Source organism: Pseudomonas sp. W4I3 (genome assembly GCF_030816195.1).
Taxonomy (GTDB): Bacteria; Pseudomonadota; Gammaproteobacteria; order Pseudomonadales; family Pseudomonadaceae; genus Aquipseudomonas.
Map to the genome: position 1 here is coordinate 4,974,155 of NZ_JAUSXS010000001.1, position 14,635 is coordinate 4,988,789.

Annotated in this window: 15 protein-coding genes; 14 read left to right on the top strand and 1 reads right to left on the bottom strand. The window is 62.3% G+C overall.

The window, feature by feature from the left end:
• Positions 1 to 40 precede the first annotated feature (40 nt).
• The 14 genes from ccoN (QF045_RS22515) (at position 41) to hemN (ending at position 14,140) form a co-directional block, all read left to right on the top strand.
• Positions 41 to 1,465 (top strand): cytochrome-c oxidase, cbb3-type subunit I, encoded by a 1,425-nt coding sequence (ccoN, locus tag QF045_RS22515; protein ID WP_306494094.1) that lies wholly within the window; start codon positions 41 to 43, stop codon positions 1,463 to 1,465.
• Between the two features lie 10 nt (positions 1,466 to 1,475).
• Entirely contained in the window at positions 1,476 to 2,084 is a 609-nt protein-coding gene (gene ccoO / locus QF045_RS22520; RefSeq protein WP_034108140.1) for a cytochrome-c oxidase, cbb3-type subunit II, read from the top strand.
• 3 nt (positions 2,085 to 2,087) lie between these two features.
• Entirely contained in the window at positions 2,088 to 2,288 is a 201-nt protein-coding gene (locus tag QF045_RS22525; protein ID WP_124387684.1) for a cbb3-type cytochrome c oxidase subunit 3, read from the top strand.
• Positions 2,285 to 3,232, top strand: coding sequence for a cytochrome-c oxidase, cbb3-type subunit III (gene ccoP, locus QF045_RS22530; RefSeq protein WP_306494095.1), 948 nt, complete (start codon positions 2,285 to 2,287; stop codon positions 3,230 to 3,232). The genes QF045_RS22525 and ccoP (QF045_RS22530) overlap by 4 nt, the downstream gene beginning before the upstream one ends.
• Before the next feature lie 471 nt (positions 3,233 to 3,703).
• A complete protein-coding gene (gene ccoN / locus QF045_RS22535) occupies positions 3,704 to 5,146 on the top strand; it encodes a cytochrome-c oxidase, cbb3-type subunit I (RefSeq protein WP_124387686.1) in 1,443 nt (480 codons plus the stop codon).
• A complete protein-coding gene (gene ccoO, locus QF045_RS22540) occupies positions 5,146 to 5,754 on the top strand; it encodes a cytochrome-c oxidase, cbb3-type subunit II (RefSeq protein WP_025854274.1) in 609 nt (202 codons plus the stop codon). The genes ccoN (QF045_RS22535) and ccoO (QF045_RS22540) overlap by 1 nt, the downstream gene beginning before the upstream one ends.
• A gap of 5 nt (positions 5,755 to 5,759) precedes the next feature.
• On the top strand, positions 5,760 to 5,945 hold the full coding sequence (locus tag QF045_RS22545; RefSeq protein ID WP_003193169.1) for a CcoQ/FixQ family Cbb3-type cytochrome c oxidase assembly chaperone: 186 nt from the start codon (positions 5,760 to 5,762) through the stop codon (positions 5,943 to 5,945).
• Complete coding sequence (gene ccoP / locus QF045_RS22550) at positions 5,942 to 6,919, top strand: cytochrome-c oxidase, cbb3-type subunit III (RefSeq protein ID WP_306494096.1); 978 nt, start codon at positions 5,942 to 5,944, stop codon at positions 6,917 to 6,919. The genes QF045_RS22545 and ccoP (QF045_RS22550) overlap by 4 nt, the downstream gene beginning before the upstream one ends.
• Positions 6,920 to 7,230: 311 nt before the next feature.
• The gene (gene ccoG / locus QF045_RS22555; RefSeq protein WP_306494097.1) at positions 7,231 to 8,634 is read left to right on the top strand and encodes a cytochrome c oxidase accessory protein CcoG; all 1,404 of its coding nucleotides are present in this window, start codon (positions 7,231 to 7,233) and stop codon (positions 8,632 to 8,634) included.
• A 15-nt stretch (positions 8,635 to 8,649) separates the two neighbouring features.
• Positions 8,650 to 9,189 carry a FixH family protein gene (locus QF045_RS22560; RefSeq protein ID WP_306494098.1) on the top strand — a complete coding sequence of 180 codons (540 nt, stop codon included), beginning with the start codon at positions 8,650 to 8,652 and terminating at the stop codon, positions 9,187 to 9,189.
• 111 nt (positions 9,190 to 9,300) lie between these two features.
• Complete coding sequence (locus QF045_RS22565; protein WP_306494099.1) at positions 9,301 to 11,745, top strand: heavy metal translocating P-type ATPase; 2,445 nt, start codon at positions 9,301 to 9,303, stop codon at positions 11,743 to 11,745.
• Between the two features lie 22 nt (positions 11,746 to 11,767).
• Complete coding sequence (gene ccoS, locus QF045_RS22570) at positions 11,768 to 11,980, top strand: cbb3-type cytochrome oxidase assembly protein CcoS (protein ID WP_057721235.1); 213 nt, start codon at positions 11,768 to 11,770, stop codon at positions 11,978 to 11,980.
• Positions 11,973 to 12,656, top strand: coding sequence for a sulfite exporter TauE/SafE family protein (locus tag QF045_RS22575; RefSeq protein ID WP_306494100.1), 684 nt, complete (start codon positions 11,973 to 11,975; stop codon positions 12,654 to 12,656). The genes ccoS and QF045_RS22575 overlap by 8 nt, the downstream gene beginning before the upstream one ends.
• Before the next feature lie 101 nt (positions 12,657 to 12,757).
• Positions 12,758 to 14,140, top strand: a complete 1,383-nt coding sequence (hemN, locus tag QF045_RS22580) for an oxygen-independent coproporphyrinogen III oxidase (protein WP_306494101.1) — start codon at positions 12,758 to 12,760, stop codon at positions 14,138 to 14,140.
• On the opposite strand, the gene QF045_RS22585 is transcribed toward hemN, so the two are convergent.
• A complete protein-coding gene (locus tag QF045_RS22585; RefSeq protein ID WP_306494102.1) occupies positions 14,141 to 14,632 on the bottom strand; it encodes a hypothetical protein in 492 nt (163 codons plus the stop codon).
• Positions 14,633 to 14,635: the final 3 nt, after the last annotated feature.

Consider the following 14,635-nt stretch of genomic DNA (forward strand, 5'->3'; position numbering starts at 1 on the left):
AGCGCCGCACTGGCTTGGGTTGAACCGTGGATGGGGAACCATGAACACTACTTTAAGTACCGCCTATAACTACAAGGTGGTCCGCCAATTCGCCATTATGACGGTGGTGTGGGGCATCGTCGGCATGGGCCTCGGGGTTTTTCTCGCGGCCCAATTGGTTTGGCCTGCGCTCAACTTCGATTTGCCCTGGACCAGCTTCGGTCGCCTGCGCCCGCTGCACACCAACGCGGTGATTTTTGCCTTCGGCGGCTGCGCACTGTTCGCCAGCTCGTTCTATTCGGTGCAGCGCACCTGCCAGACGCAGCTGTTCGCGCCGAAAATCGCCGCGTTCTGCTTCTGGGGCTGGCAGCTTGTGATTCTGTTGGCTGCGATCAGCCTACCGCTGGGCTACACCAGTTCCAAGGAATACGCCGAGCTGGAATGGCCGATCGACATCCTGATCACCATCGTCTGGGTGGCCTACGCCATCGTGTTCTTCGGCACGATCATGAAGCGCAACACCAAGCATATTTATGTGGGCAACTGGTTTTTCGGTGCGTTCATCATCACCGTGGCAATCCTGCATATCGTCAACAACCTGGAAATCCCGGTCAGCCTGACCAAGTCCTACTCCCTCTACGGCGGTGCGACGGATGCCATGGTGCAGTGGTGGTACGGGCACAACGCGGTAGGCTTTTTCCTCACCGCGGGTTTCCTGGGGATGATGTACTACTTCGTGCCCAAGCAAGCCGAACGCCCGGTGTATTCGTATCGCTTGTCCATCGTGCACTTCTGGGCGCTGATCACCCTGTATATCTGGGCCGGCCCGCACCACTTGCACTACACCGCGCTGCCGGATTGGGCGCAGTCGTTGGGCATGGTGATGTCACTGGTGCTGCTGGCACCGAGCTGGGGCGGCATGATCAACGGCATGATGACGTTGTCGGGCGCCTGGCATAAGTTGCGCAGCGACCCGATCCTGCGTTTCCTCGTGGTGTCCCTGGCGTTCTACGGCATGTCGACGTTCGAAGGCCCGATGATGGCGATCAAGACCGTCAACGCCCTCTCCCACTACACCGACTGGACCATCGGCCACGTACACGCCGGCGCGCTCGGTTGGGTGGCGATGATTTCCATCGGCGCGCTGTACCACATGATCCCCAAAATCTTTGGCCGCGAGCAGATGTACAGCCTGGGCCTGATCAACGCGCACTTCTGGCTGGCCACCATCGGCACCGTGCTCTACATCGCCTCGATGTGGGTCAACGGCATCGCCCAGGGCCTGATGTGGCGTGCAGTCAACGAAGACGGCACCTTGACCTACTCCTTCGTCGAGACCCTGGTGGCCAGTCACCCGGGCTTCATCGTGCGGCTGGTGGGCGGTGCGGTGTTCCTCAGCGGCATGTTGCTGATGGCTTACAACACCTGGCGCACCGTGCGTTCGGCACAACCGGCCGTGGCCGTCGCTTCTGTGCAGATGGCCTGAGGAGTCCGTAATGAAACACGAAACGATTGAAAAGAACGTCGGCCTGTTGATGCTGCTGATGGTGCTCGCCGTGAGCATCGGCGGCCTGACCCAGATCGTCCCGCTGTTCTTCCAGGACGTGACCAACAAGCCGGTCGAAGGCATGAAGCCTTACACCGCGCTGCAACTGGAAGGCCGCGACATTTACATCCGCGAGGGCTGTGTGCAGTGCCACTCGCAAATGATCCGCCCGTTCCGCGCCGAGACCGAACGCTACGGCCACTACTCGGTGGCTGGCGAAAGCGTGTGGGACCACCCGTTCCTGTGGGGCTCAAAGCGCACCGGGCCGGACTTGGCCCGGGTTGGCGCACGCTACTCCGACGACTGGCATCGCGCGCACCTGTACAACCCGCGCAACGTGGTGCCGGAGTCGAAAATGCCGGCCTACCCGTGGCTGGTCACCGCCCAGGTCGACAGCAGCCACACCGAGACCAAGTTGAAGGTGATGCGCACCCTCGGCGTGCCGTACACCGACGACGACATCAGTGGCGCGGTGGCCAGCCTCAAGGGCAAGACCGAAATGGACGCGCTGGTTTCCTACCTGCAAGTGCTCGGCACTGCCATCAAGAGCAAGAGGTGAGCCATGGGATTTGAATTCGATGCGGGCACCATCCGCGGCCTTGGCACGCTGGTAGTCGCCATTGCTTTTATCGGCTTGTCGCTGTGGGTGTTCAACAACCGGCGCAATGCGGAATTCGAGCAGGCGCGCCTGCTGCCGTTCGCCGATGAACCTTCTCCACCCGACGCTCAAGAAGAGCCTGCAACAAGGAGCACTCGGCCATGACCACCTTTTGGAGTACATGGATCTGCGTACTGACCCTGGGCAGCCTGGTCGGCCTGACCTGGCTGTTGGTCGGCACCCGCAAGGGCGAAACCAAAGGCAGCGTCGACCAGACCATGGGGCACGCCTTTGACGGGATCGAGGAATACGACAACCCGCTGCCCCAGTGGTGGTTCATGCTGTTCGCCGGCACCCTGGTGTTTGCCGTCGGCTACCTGATCCTCTATCCGGGCCTGGGCAATTGGAAAGGCATCTTGCCAGGCTATGAAGGCGGCTGGACCCAGGCCAAGGAATGGGACAAGGAAATGGCCAAGGCCGACGCCCGGTTCGGGCCGATCTTCGCCAAATTCGCGGCGATGCCGGTGGAAGAAGTGGCCAAGGACCCGCAAGCCTTGAAAATGGGCGGTCGCCTGTTCGCCTCCAACTGCGCGGTGTGCCACGGCTCGGATGCCAAGGGCGCGTATGGCTTTCCCAACCTGGCGGACAACAACTGGCGCTGGGGCGGTTCGGCCGAAGCGATCAAGGCCACGATCATGGGCGGTCGCCACGCGGCGATGCCGGCCTGGGGTGAAGTGCTGGGCGAGGACGGGGTGAAGAACGTCGCCGCGTATGTACGCCACGACCTGGCCAAGCTGCCGTTGCCGGCCGACAGCACGGCCGACCTGGCGGCGGGCCAGGCTGCCTTCAACACCACCTGCGTCGCCTGCCACGGCCCGCAGGGCCACGGTGTGCAAGCCATGGGCGCGCCAAACCTGACCGAGCCAGCCGGGTTTATCTACGGCACCAGCCTGGCGCAGCTGCAACAGACCATTCGCCATGGTCGCCAAGGCCAGATGCCCGCGCAGGAAGTGCTGCAGGGCAATGACAAAGTGCATTTGCTGGCGGCCTATGTCTACAGCCTTTCCCATAACGCTGACGGCGCAACGCCTGAAGGCCAACCTCAATAACCATTGACTGCCGCCCCTCATCGGGCGCGGCAACCGGTTTTTGTGTAGGAGCGAGCTTGCTCGCGAAAAACCTGAGAGCGCCGCGCTCATCCTGAATGAACGCGGCGCTTTTGAGTTTTTCGCGAGCGAGCTCGCTCCTACCCGTGATCCGATGTCATTTTAATTTGCGCGACCAAGTGTCGCACCCTTCCCAGATCCAACTTTCCCCACCCCAGATTCGGGTCTACGCTTGCTTTCAAGCGAAGCGATTGCGGCGTACGCGACAAGCGCTGTCGAGGCCTCGAAATTTTCTTGTCCACTCGATCAGCTTTCGATTTCGGATTTTATCCTTACACCAAACATGGAAAGGGCGCAGAATCTGGCGTGGAACGCATTGATACAGGTCAGCCATTGCGTTGCAATGGCCTCTCGCTTTCTACATACTTGCGGCCGATTTTACCTATAAAAAAACCTAAACCGTGGAACCTTAGAATGAGCACAGCAATCAGTCCGACTGCTTATAACTATAAGGTAGTCCGCCAGTTCGCCATCATGACGGTGGTCTGGGGGATCCTTGGCATGGGGCTCGGGGTGTTCATCGCCTCGCAACTGGTTTGGCCGCAATTGAATTTCGACCTGCCCTGGACGACCTTCGGCCGCCTGCGCCCGCTGCACACCAACCTGGTGATCTTCGCCTTCGGTGGATGTGCCTTGTTTGCCACCTCCTACTACGTCGTGCAACGCACCTGCCAGACGCGACTGATTTCCGATGGCCTCGCCGCCTTTACCTTCTGGGGCTGGCAGGCGGTCATCGTCGGCGCCATCATCAGCCTGCCCCTGGGCTATACCACCACCAAGGAATACGCCGAGCTCGAATGGCCGATCGCCATTTTGCTCGCCATTGTGTGGGTGACGTACGCCGTGGTGTTCTTCGGCACCATCGTCAAGCGCAAGACCAAGCACATTTATGTCGGCAACTGGTTCTACGGCGCGTTCATCCTGGTCACGGCGATGCTGCACATCGTCAACCACGCATCGCTGCCGGTCAGCCTGTTCAAGTCCTATTCGGCCTATTCCGGCGCGACGGATGCGATGATTCAGTGGTGGTACGGGCATAACGCCGTGGGCTTTTTCCTGACCACCGGTTTCCTCGGGATGATGTACTACTTCGTGCCCAAGCAGGCCGAGCGTCCGATCTACTCTTATCGCTTGTCCATCGTGCACTTCTGGGCGCTGATCACCCTGTACATCTGGGCCGGCCCGCACCACCTGCACTACACCGCGCTGCCGGACTGGGCACAATCGCTAGGCATGGCGATGTCGATCATCCTGCTGGCGCCAAGCTGGGGCGGCATGATCAACGGCATGATGACCCTCTCGGGGGCCTGGCATAAGCTGCGCACCGACCCGATCCTGCGCTTTCTGGTGGTGTCGCTGGCGTTCTACGGCATGTCGACCTTCGAAGGGCCGATGATGGCGATCAAGACCGTCAACTCGCTGTCCCACTACACCGACTGGACCATCGGCCACGTACACGCCGGGGCCCTGGGCTGGGTGGCGATGATCTCCATCGGCGCGCTGTACCACATGATCCCCAAGCTGTTCGGCCGCGCGCAGATGCACAGCGTCGGGCTGATCAACACTCACTTCTGGCTGGCCACCATCGGCACCGTGCTCTACATCGCCTCGATGTGGGTCAACGGCATTACCCAGGGCCTGATGTGGCGTGCGATCAACGATGACGGCACCCTCACCTACTCCTTCGTCGAAGCGCTGCAAGCCAGCCATCCGGGCTACATCGTCCGCGCGCTGGGTGGTGCGTTCTTCGCCGCCGGCATGCTGTTCATGGCGTACAACGTCTGGCGCACCGTGCGTGCGTCAGACCCAGAGCAAGCTGAAGCCGCCGCCAAGATCGCCGTCGTGGGAGCCCACTGATGAAGCATGAAGTAGTCGAGAAGAATATCGGCCTGCTGGCCTTCTTCATGGTCATCGCCGTGAGCATCGGCGGCCTGACCCAGATCGTTCCGCTGTTTTTCCAGGACGTGACCAACAAGCCGGTCGAAGGCATGAAACCGCGCACCGCCCTTGAACTAGAAGGCCGCGACGTCTACATCGCCAACGGCTGCGTGGGCTGCCATTCGCAGATGATCCGCCCGTTCCGCGCCGAAACCGAACGCTATGGCCACTACTCGGTCGCCGGTGAAAGCGTGTGGGACCACCCGTTCCTGTGGGGCTCCAAGCGCACCGGCCCGGACCTGGCGCGCGTGGGCGGGCGTTACTCCGATGACTGGCAACGTGCGCACTTGTACAACCCGCGCAACGTGGTGCCTGAATCGAAAATGCCGGCGTATCCGTTCCTCGTGGAAAACAAGCTCGACGGCAAGGACACCGCGAAAAAAATGGAAGTCCTGCGCACCCTGGGCGTGCCCTACACCGACGAAGACATCGCCGGTGCGGCCGCCGCAGTCAAGGGCAAGACCGAAATGGACGCACTGGTGGCCTACCTGCAGGGCCTTGGCACCCTCATCAAAAGCAAACGGTGACCGGCATGGATATCGGAATGATTCGTGGCCTGGGTACCGTTGTGGTGATGGTGGCCTTTATCGGCCTGGCGCTGTGGGTGTTCAGCCCACGGCGCAAATCGGAATTTGACGACGCGACCATGCTGCCTTTTGCGGATGACCCGGAAGCCATCAAGCACGTCGAGCAAGCGTCTAGGAGTAACAAAGAATGACTACGTTCTGGAGTCTGTACGTCACAGTCCTCAGTCTGGGTACCATCTTCGCCCTGACCTGGCTGCTGCTGTCGACCCGCAAGGGCCAGCGCGCCGAGCAGACGGACGAGACCGTCGGCCACTCGTTCGATGGCATCGAGGAATACGACAACCCGCTGCCAAAATGGTGGTTCATGCTGTTTGTCGGCACCATCATCTTCGCCCTCGGCTACCTGGTGCTGTACCCGGGCCTGGGCAACTGGAAAGGCCTGTTGCCGGGCTACAACTACCTCGACAACGACAAGCAAACCGCGTTTGCCAACGGCCAGACCGGCTGGACCGGCGTGCATGAATGGGAAAAGGAAATGGCCAGATCGGAGGCCAAGTTCGGGCCGATCTTCGCCAAGTTCGCCTCGATGCCGATCGAAGAAGTGGCCAAGGACCCCCAAGCGCTGAAGATGGGCGGCCGCCTGTTCGCCTCCAACTGCTCGGTGTGCCACGGTTCCGACGCCAAGGGCGCCTACGGCTTTCCCAACCTGACCGACGCCGACTGGCGCTGGGGCGGCGACCCGGCGACGATCAAGCAAACCATCATGCAAGGCCGCCATGCGGTGATGCCAGGCTGGGCTGAAGTGATCGGCGAGCAAGGCGTGGCCGACGTCGCCGCCTTCGTGGTGACCAACCTCGACGGCCGCAAGCTGCCGGAAGGCGCCAAGGCCGACGTTGCCAACGGCGAAAAACTCTTCGCCGCCAACTGCGTGGCCTGCCACGGGCCACAGGGTAAAGGCACCCCAGCCATGGGCGCGCCGGACCTGACCCATCCGGGTGCGTTCATCTACGGTTCGAGCTTCGCCCAACTGCAGCAGACCATCCGCTATGGCCGTCAGGGCCAGATGCCGGCGCAGGAACAACTGCAGGGCAATGACAAGGTGCACTTGCTGGCGGCGTATGTTTACAGCTTGTCCCATGGGGACAAGAAGGCTGAAGAGCAGTAAGGCCAATCGGAATATGGAGGGGGCTTGCCCCCGATTGTGTAGTACCAGTCGGTACAGGTATGACTGGACCATCGCTATCGGGGGCAAGCCCCCTCCCACTTTGGAGCTTCGGCAATCCAAAACCATCCAAACTTCACAAGTCAATTGATCCAGATCACTTACACCATCATTTGATCAGCCCCAATGCGACCAAAGGTCGCACTCTTTGCGCAGCACTGGGGGCGTATCATTGGGCCACTGCACTACCCTTATTTTGACCCCGGTTGGCACGTACTGACCGAGGCAAATCTCCACCGCCGTGGGATGCAATGATGAGCGACCAGATACCGGTACACGACGTTACCCCGCCTGCCAAAACCGTCGACCTCTACGCCGCACGCGAGAAAATCTACACCCGCGCCTTCACCGGGCTGTTTCGCAATCTGCGCATGCTCGGCGGTGCCGGTCTGTTCCTGCTGTACTTCGGCACGGTGTGGCTGAATTGGGGCGGTCACCAGGCAGTGTGGTGGAACCTGCCGGAGCGTAAATTCTTCATTTTTGGCGCAACCTTCTGGCCGCAGGATTTCATTCTGCTGTCGGGCATCCTCATCGTCGCGGCGTTTGGCCTGTTCTTTATCACGGTGTACGCCGGTCGCGTCTGGTGCGGCTATACCTGCCCACAAAGCGTGTGGACGTGGATTTTCATGTGGTGCGAAAAGGTCACCGAAGGCGACCGCAACCAGCGCATCAAGCTGGACAAGGCGCCGATGGGCGCCAACAAATTCCTGCGCAAGTTCAGCAAGCACACGCTGTGGCTGCTGATCGGTTTTGTCACCGGCATCACCTTCGTCGGCTACTTTTCACCGATCCGCGAACTGGTTTTCGACTTCTTCACCGGTCAGGCCGACGGCTGGTCGTATTTCTGGGTGGGTTTCTTCACCCTCGCCACCTACGGCAACGCCGGTTGGCTGCGCGAACAGGTGTGCATCTACATGTGCCCCTATGCGCGTTTCCAGAGCGTGATGTTCGACAAGGACACGCTGATCGTTTCCTACGACCCACGCCGTGGCGAATTGCGCGGCCCGCGCAAGAAGGGGGCCGACTACAAGGCCCAAGGCCTGGGCGATTGCATTGACTGCACGATGTGCGTGCAGGTGTGCCCCACCGGCATCGACATCCGCGACGGCCTGCAAATCGAGTGCATCGGCTGCGCCGCCTGCATCGACGCCTGCGACAACATCATGGACAAGATGGAGTACCCGCGCGGCCTGATCAGCTATACCACCGAACACAATCTGTCCGGGCAGAAAACCCACAAGCTGCGCCCGCGCCTGATCGGTTACGCCCTGGTGTTGCTGGCAATGATCAGCCTGCTGGTGACCGCGTTCTTCATGCGCTCGCTGGTGGGCTTCGATGTGAGCAAGGACCGCGTGCTGTACCGCGAAAACGCCGAAGGGCGCATCGAAAACGTCTACAGCCTGAAGATCATGAACAAGGACCAGCGCGACCACACCTACGTGCTCGACGCCGCCGGCTTGCCGGACCTCAAGCTGCAAGGCCGACGCGAAATCAAGGTGGCCGCCGGCGATATCGTCAGCCTGCCGGTCGAGTTGTCGAGTGCGCCCGAACAGCTGCCGTCCAGCACCAACGAGGTGAGGTTCATCCTCGAAGACGCCGACGACACCAGCGTTCACATTGAAGCCAAGAGCCGATTCATCGGCCCCCAAGTTCGTTAAACAGGGAACACAAGAATGCCCGCAACCACTGCCGCAAGCCCCTGGTACAAGCACCTCTGGCCCTGGATCATCATCGGGATCCTGGCCTGCTCGGTGACGCTGACCTTGTCCATGGTGACCATCGCGGTGAACCACCCGGACAACCTGGTCAACGACAACTATTACGAAGCCGGCAAAGGCATCAACCGCTCCCTGGACCGCGAGCGCCTGGCCCAGACCCTGCAGCTGCGCGGCAAGCTGCACCTGGACGAGCTAACCGGCGAAGTCGAGCTGCAGCTCACCGGCTACAGCAACCCGAACACGTTGGAGTTGAACCTGATCTCGCCGACCCAGCCAGAGAAGGATCGCAAGATCAACCTGACCCGCAGCGACAGCGAGCCCGGCCGCTACATCGGCCAGGTCACCGACAAGGTCGAAGGCCGCCGCTTCGTGGAATTGCTTGGCGTGGAAGGCGACAAGACCTGGCGCCTGTTCGAAGAAGAAGAGGTCAGCCACGACACGGATTTGCTGCTGGGCGATGAGCCGTTGCAAGGCGCCGAAGACCTGAAGAAGTAAAAGATCGCGCTTCGCGCATCGCCGGCACGCCCACTCCTACATTGGAACGCGATCCCTGTGGGAGTGGGCTTGCCCGCGATGAGGCCCTTCCAGCCACCAAAGATCCCGACCATGACCACCCCCTGCTACCACTGCGCCCTGCCCGTCCCCTCCGGCAGCCGCTTCACCAGCGAAATCCTCGGCGAGCGCCGCGAGCTCTGCTGCCCGGGCTGCCAGGCGGTGGCCGAGGCGATTGTGGCGGGCGGGCTGGAAAGCTATTACCAACACCGCAGCGAAGCCTCGGCCAATCCCGAGGCACTGCCGGTGCAACTGGTCGATGAACTGGCGCTGTACGACCGCGCCGATGTGCAAAAACCGTTTGTGCGTCACACGGGCGAACTCGCTGAAGCCACTCTGCTCATGGAAGGCATCAGTTGCGCGGCCTGTGGCTGGCTGATCGAGAAACACCTGCGCAAGCTGCCAGCGGTAGCCGAGGCGCGGCTGAACCTGTCCAACCACCGCCTGCATGTGCGCTGGGCCGACGGCCAGTTGCCGTTGAGCCAACTGCTCAGTGAACTGCGCCATATCGGCTATGCCGCCCACCCCTATCAAGCCGACCGAGCCGCCGAACAACTGGCCAGCGAAAATCGCCTGGCCCTGCGCCAGCTGGGCGTTGCCGGGTTGCTGTGGTTCCAGGCCATGATGGCAACCATGGCAACCTGGCCTGAATTCAGTATCGACCTCAGCCCCGAGTTGCATGTGATCCTGCGTTGGGTCGCGATGTTTCTTACAACCCCCATCGTGTTCTACAGCTGTGCGCCGTTTTTCAAAGGGGCGCTGCGCGACCTGCGCACGCGCCACCTGACCATGGACGTGTCGGTGTCCCTGGCCATTGGCGGGGCTTATCTGGCGGGGATCTGGACCGCGATCACCGGCGTTGGCGAGTTGTACTTCGATGCCGTCGGCATGTTCGCGTTGTTCCTGCTGGCCGGGCGCTACCTGGAGCGGCGTGCCCGCGAACGCACCGCCGCCGCCACTGCGCAGTTGGTCAACCTGCTGCCCGCTTCGTGCCTGCGCCTCACAGCGGACGGGCAGAGCGAACGCATCCTGCTCGGCGAGTTGGCCCTGGGTGATCGGGTGCTGGTGCATCCTGGCGCGGTGCTGCCAGCGGATGGCGTGATTCTCGAAGGCCAATCCAGCGTCGACGAATCCCTGCTCACCGGCGAATACCTGCCGCAGCCCCGGCATGTCGGCGATGCAGTGACTGCTGGCACGCTCAACGTCGAAGGCGCACTGACTGTCCAGGTGCGCGCCCTGGGCCATGACACGCGCCTGTCCGCCATCGTGCGCCTGCTGGAGCGTGCCCAGGCCGAGAAACCGCGCCTGGCGCAGATCGCCGACCGTGCCGCGCAGTGGTTTTTGCTGGGCTCGCTGCTGGCGGCGGCCGTGATCGGCCTGGTGTGGTGGGAGATTGATGCATCCCGGGCGTTCTGGATTGTATTGGCAATGCTGGTAGCGACCTGCCCGTGCGCCTTGTCCCTGGCGACCCCCACCGCCCTCACCGCCGCCACCGGCACCTTGCACACCCTTGGCCTGCTGCTGACCCGCGGCCATGTGCTTGAAGGCCTGAACCAGATCGACACGGTGATTTTCGACAAGACCGGCACGCTCACCGAAGGGCGCCTGGCGTTGCGCGCCATCCGGCCCTTGAGCGAACTGGACAGCGACCAGTGCCTGGGCCTCGCCGCGGCGCTGGAAAACCGTTCCGAACACCCGATTGCCCGCGCTTTTGGGCGTGCGCCCCTGGCCGCCGATGACGTCTTGAGTCGCCCCGGCCTGGGCCTGGAGGGACGTGTGGGCGAGCGCCTGCTGCGCATCGGCCAACCCCGTTTTGTCTGTGAACTCAGCGCCAGCCCGGTCCCGGCATCCCCGGACGACGCCGGGCAATGGCTGCTGCTGGGCGATCAGCGCGGCGCGCTCGCCTGGTTCGTGCTCGACGACCGCCTGCGCAGCGATGCGCCGGCGCTGCTCGCCGCCTGCAAGGCGCGTGGCTGGCGCACGCTGCTGCTGTCGGGAGACAGCTCGCCGATGGTCGCCAGTGTCGCTGCGCAGTTGGGCATTGATGAAGCGCACGGCGGCCTGCGTCCCGACGACAAGCTGCACGTGCTGCAACGTCTGCACAAAGAGGGCCGCAAGGTGCTGATGCTCGGTGACGGTGTCAACGATGTACCGGTACTGGCCGCCGCCGATATCAGCGTGGCGATGGGCTCGGCCACGGACCTGGCTAAAACCTGCGCCGATGCGGTACTGCTCTCCAACCGTCTCGACGCGCTGGTACAGGCTTTTGCCTTGGCGCGCCGCACGCGCCGGGTCATCATTGAAAACCTGCTGTGGGCCGGGTTGTACAATGGCCTGATGTTGCCGTTCGCGGCCCTGGGGTGGATCACCCCGATCTGGGCGGCCATCGGCATGTCCCTCAGTTCGTTGACGGTGGTGCTCAACGCCCTGCGCCTGACTCGCCTGCCGAGCGCGCCGGCCACCAGTGCCCCCTTGATCAATCGCCCGCTGCCGGCCTGAGCCGCGCGGGCATGGAGTGCAGATGCCAGCTCTATACGTGATGATTCCGGCGGCGCTGCTGTTAGTCGGTGTAGCCATTTACATATTCTTCTGGGCCGTGGACAGCGGCCAGTACGAAGACCTCGACGGCCCGGCCCACAGCGTGCTGTTCGACGATCAGGACCCCAATCACCTGGCCGCCATCGACGAAGCCAACCGCGCCGAGCAGCCGCCCAAAGAGCCGCCGCATGCTTGATTTGGCGCCTTTGCTGGTCTCTGCGCTGATCCTCGGCCTGCTCGGCGGTGGCCATTGCCTGGGCATGTGCGGCGGGTTGATGGGCGCGCTGACCCTGGCGATTCCCAAGGAACAGCGCAGCCGACGGTTTCGCCTGCTGCTGGCGTACAACCTGGGGCGCATCGTCAGTTACGCCATTGCCGGACTGCTGATCGGCCTGGCCGGGTGGGCAGTAGCAAATAGTCCCGCGGCGATGTTCCTGCGGGTACTGGCCGGGTTGCTGCTGATCAGCATGGGCCTGTACCTGGCCGGCTGGTGGAGTGGCCTGACCCGAATCGAAAGCCTCGGGCGCGGCCTGTGGCGGCACATCCAGCCGGTTGCAAACCGCCTGCTGCCGGTCTCAAGCCTGCCCCGCGCTTTGCTGCTGGGCGCGCTGTGGGGCTGGTTGCCGTGCGGGTTGGTCTACAGCACGCTGCTGTGGGCCGCGAGCCAGGGCAATGCGCTGGACAGCGCACTTCTGATGCTGGCGTTCGGCCTAGGCACCTGGCCGGTGTTGCTGGCGACCGGGCTGGCCGCCGAACGCGTCACTGCGCTGTTGCGCAAGCGCAGCGTGCGCAGGGCCGGTGGTGTGCTGGTGGTGCTGTTTGGCATCTGGACCTTGCCGGGTCCGCACCAGCACTGGCTGATGGGCCACTAACCGCCTGTGGCATAGCGCCGCTCCCCGTTGATGCAAATCAACATGCCCTGCCCACCCTGCCCCTAGACTCGGCCCACTAGCCAATCCGGGGGACCGCCCGCATGCTCGACGCCATTCGTTGGGACACAGATCTGATTCACCGCTACGACTTGGCGGGGCCGCGCTATACGTCCTACCCCACCGCCGTACAATTCGACAGCCAGGTCGGCACCTTCGACCTGCTCCACGCGTTGCGTGACAGTCGCAAAGCCACACGGCCATTGTCGCTGTACGTGCACGTGCCGTTCTGCGCCAACATCTGCTACTACTGCGCCTGCAACAAGGTGATCACCAAGGACCGCGGTCGCGCCCAGGCTTACCTGCAACGCCTGATGCAGGAAATCCAGCAGGTGGCCTGCCACCTCGACCCCAAACAGCCGGTGGAGCAACTGCATTTCGGCGGCGGCACGCCGACCTTTCTCAGCCACGACGAATTGCGCCAGGTGATGACGCACCTGCGCCAGCACTTCAATGTGCTGGACGACGATTCGGGCGACTACGGCATCGAGATAGACCCTCGCGAAGCGGACTGGGCGACCATGGGCCTGCTGCGCGAATTGGGCTTCAACCGCGTGAGCATTGGTGTGCAGGACCTCGACCCCGAGGTACAACGGGCGGTCAACCGTTTGCAAAGCCTGGAAGAAACCCGCGCGGTGATCGACGCGGCGCGCACCCTGCAATTTCGCTCGATCAATATCGACCTGATCTACGGCCTGCCCAAGCAGTCACCGATCAATTTTGCGCGCACCGTGGAAGAAGTCATCAGCCTGCAGCCAGACCGTCTGTCGGTGTTCAACTACGCCCATCTGCCGGAACGTTTCATGCCCCAGCGGCGCATCCATACCGACGACCTGCCCTCGCCGGCAGAAAAACTGCTGATGCTGCAAACCACTATCGAGCAGTTGACCCAAGCGGGTTATCGCTACATCGGCATGGACCATTTCGCGCTGCCGGACGACGAACTGGCCATCGCCCAGGAAGAAGGCACCCTGCAACGCAACTTTCAGGGCTACACCACCCATGGGCATTGCGATTTGATCGGCTTGGGGGTTTCAGCGATCAGCCAGATCGGCGACCTGTACTGTCAGAACAGCAGCGACCTCAACCAGTACCAGAACGCCCTGGCCGGCGCGCAACTGGCCACCAGTCGCGGCCTGATCTGCACCACCGACGACCGCTTGCGGCGGGAAGTGATTCAGCAGTTGATCTGCAATTTCAGCCTGGGATTCGAGGCCATCGAGCGGGCGTACAACATCGATTTTCGCGGCTATTTCGACGAGCTGTGGCCGCAACTGCAGACGATGGCCGCCGACGGTTTGATCGAGCTGGACGCCCAAGGCATCCGCGTGCTGCCGGCCGGGCGCCTGCTGGTGCGCTCGGTGTGCATGGTGTTCGATGCATACCTTGAGCACCAGAACCGGCAGCGTTTCTCGCGGGTGATCTGATTACATCGACAGCGAGGCCGCTTTCATTGCATCGTCGCCGCTCAGCCCCTTCATGGCCTTGGTCAACGAAGTCTGCGCCGTGACGAGGGCTGCGTTCAGCGAGGCGAGTGCGCCCTGCAGATTGCTCACCTTGACCCGGGTCTGTTCGGCGGACAGCGTTTTGTCTGCCATGACGGCAGCCAGCTCGGCTTGTTTTTCTTCGATCTGTTTCTTGATCTCGCGGATCATCTTCAGAACCTGCTGGACGTTGTCCGGCAATCCGCTGTCCTCGATAGCGCTGCTGGATTTCTTCGCTTCGCTGATAGCCTTTAAAGCGGCTCCGGAGAACGTCACTTTCACGCCTTCCTCCGTCTTGGTGCTCAGAGGCGCGGAAGTAGCGTCCTTCAGTTCCTTGGCGGCCGCGGCCGACTTGGCTTCAGCCACGCGGTCTTTCGGCTCCGGCAAAGGCAGCGCGCTGACGCTTGCCGGGGTGTTTCCTCCAATGGAAAGCATGTG

What these genes read in the sequence shown, in the direction of transcription:
- ccoP (WP_306494095.1), top strand. Translation starts at nt 2,285, where the DNA reads ATGACCACCTTTTGGAGTACATGGATCTGCGTACTGACCCTGGGCAGC.
- hemN (WP_306494101.1), top strand. Translation starts at nt 12,758, where the DNA reads ATGCTCGACGCCATTCGTTGGGACACAGATCTGATTCACCGCTACGAC.
- QF045_RS22565 (WP_306494099.1), top strand. Translation starts at nt 9,301, where the DNA reads ATGACCACCCCCTGCTACCACTGCGCCCTGCCCGTCCCCTCCGGCAGC.
- QF045_RS22560 (WP_306494098.1), top strand. Translation starts at nt 8,650, where the DNA reads ATGCCCGCAACCACTGCCGCAAGCCCCTGGTACAAGCACCTCTGGCCC.
- QF045_RS22585 (WP_306494102.1), bottom strand. Translation starts at nt 14,632, where the DNA reads ATGCTTTCCATTGGAGGAAACACCCCGGCAAGCGTCAGCGCGCTGCCT.
- ccoP (WP_306494096.1), top strand. Translation starts at nt 5,942, where the DNA reads ATGACTACGTTCTGGAGTCTGTACGTCACAGTCCTCAGTCTGGGTACC.
- ccoN (WP_124387686.1), top strand. Translation starts at nt 3,704, where the DNA reads ATGAGCACAGCAATCAGTCCGACTGCTTATAACTATAAGGTAGTCCGC.
- ccoN (WP_306494094.1), top strand. Translation starts at nt 41, where the DNA reads ATGAACACTACTTTAAGTACCGCCTATAACTACAAGGTGGTCCGCCAA.
- ccoO (WP_025854274.1), top strand. Translation starts at nt 5,146, where the DNA reads ATGAAGCATGAAGTAGTCGAGAAGAATATCGGCCTGCTGGCCTTCTTC.
- QF045_RS22545 (WP_003193169.1), top strand. Translation starts at nt 5,760, where the DNA reads ATGGATATCGGAATGATTCGTGGCCTGGGTACCGTTGTGGTGATGGTG.
- ccoO (WP_034108140.1), top strand. Translation starts at nt 1,476, where the DNA reads ATGAAACACGAAACGATTGAAAAGAACGTCGGCCTGTTGATGCTGCTG.
- QF045_RS22525 (WP_124387684.1), top strand. Translation starts at nt 2,088, where the DNA reads ATGGGATTTGAATTCGATGCGGGCACCATCCGCGGCCTTGGCACGCTG.
- ccoS (WP_057721235.1), top strand. Translation starts at nt 11,768, where the DNA reads ATGCCAGCTCTATACGTGATGATTCCGGCGGCGCTGCTGTTAGTCGGT.
- QF045_RS22575 (WP_306494100.1), top strand. Translation starts at nt 11,973, where the DNA reads ATGCTTGATTTGGCGCCTTTGCTGGTCTCTGCGCTGATCCTCGGCCTG.
- ccoG (WP_306494097.1), top strand. Translation starts at nt 7,231, where the DNA reads ATGAGCGACCAGATACCGGTACACGACGTTACCCCGCCTGCCAAAACC.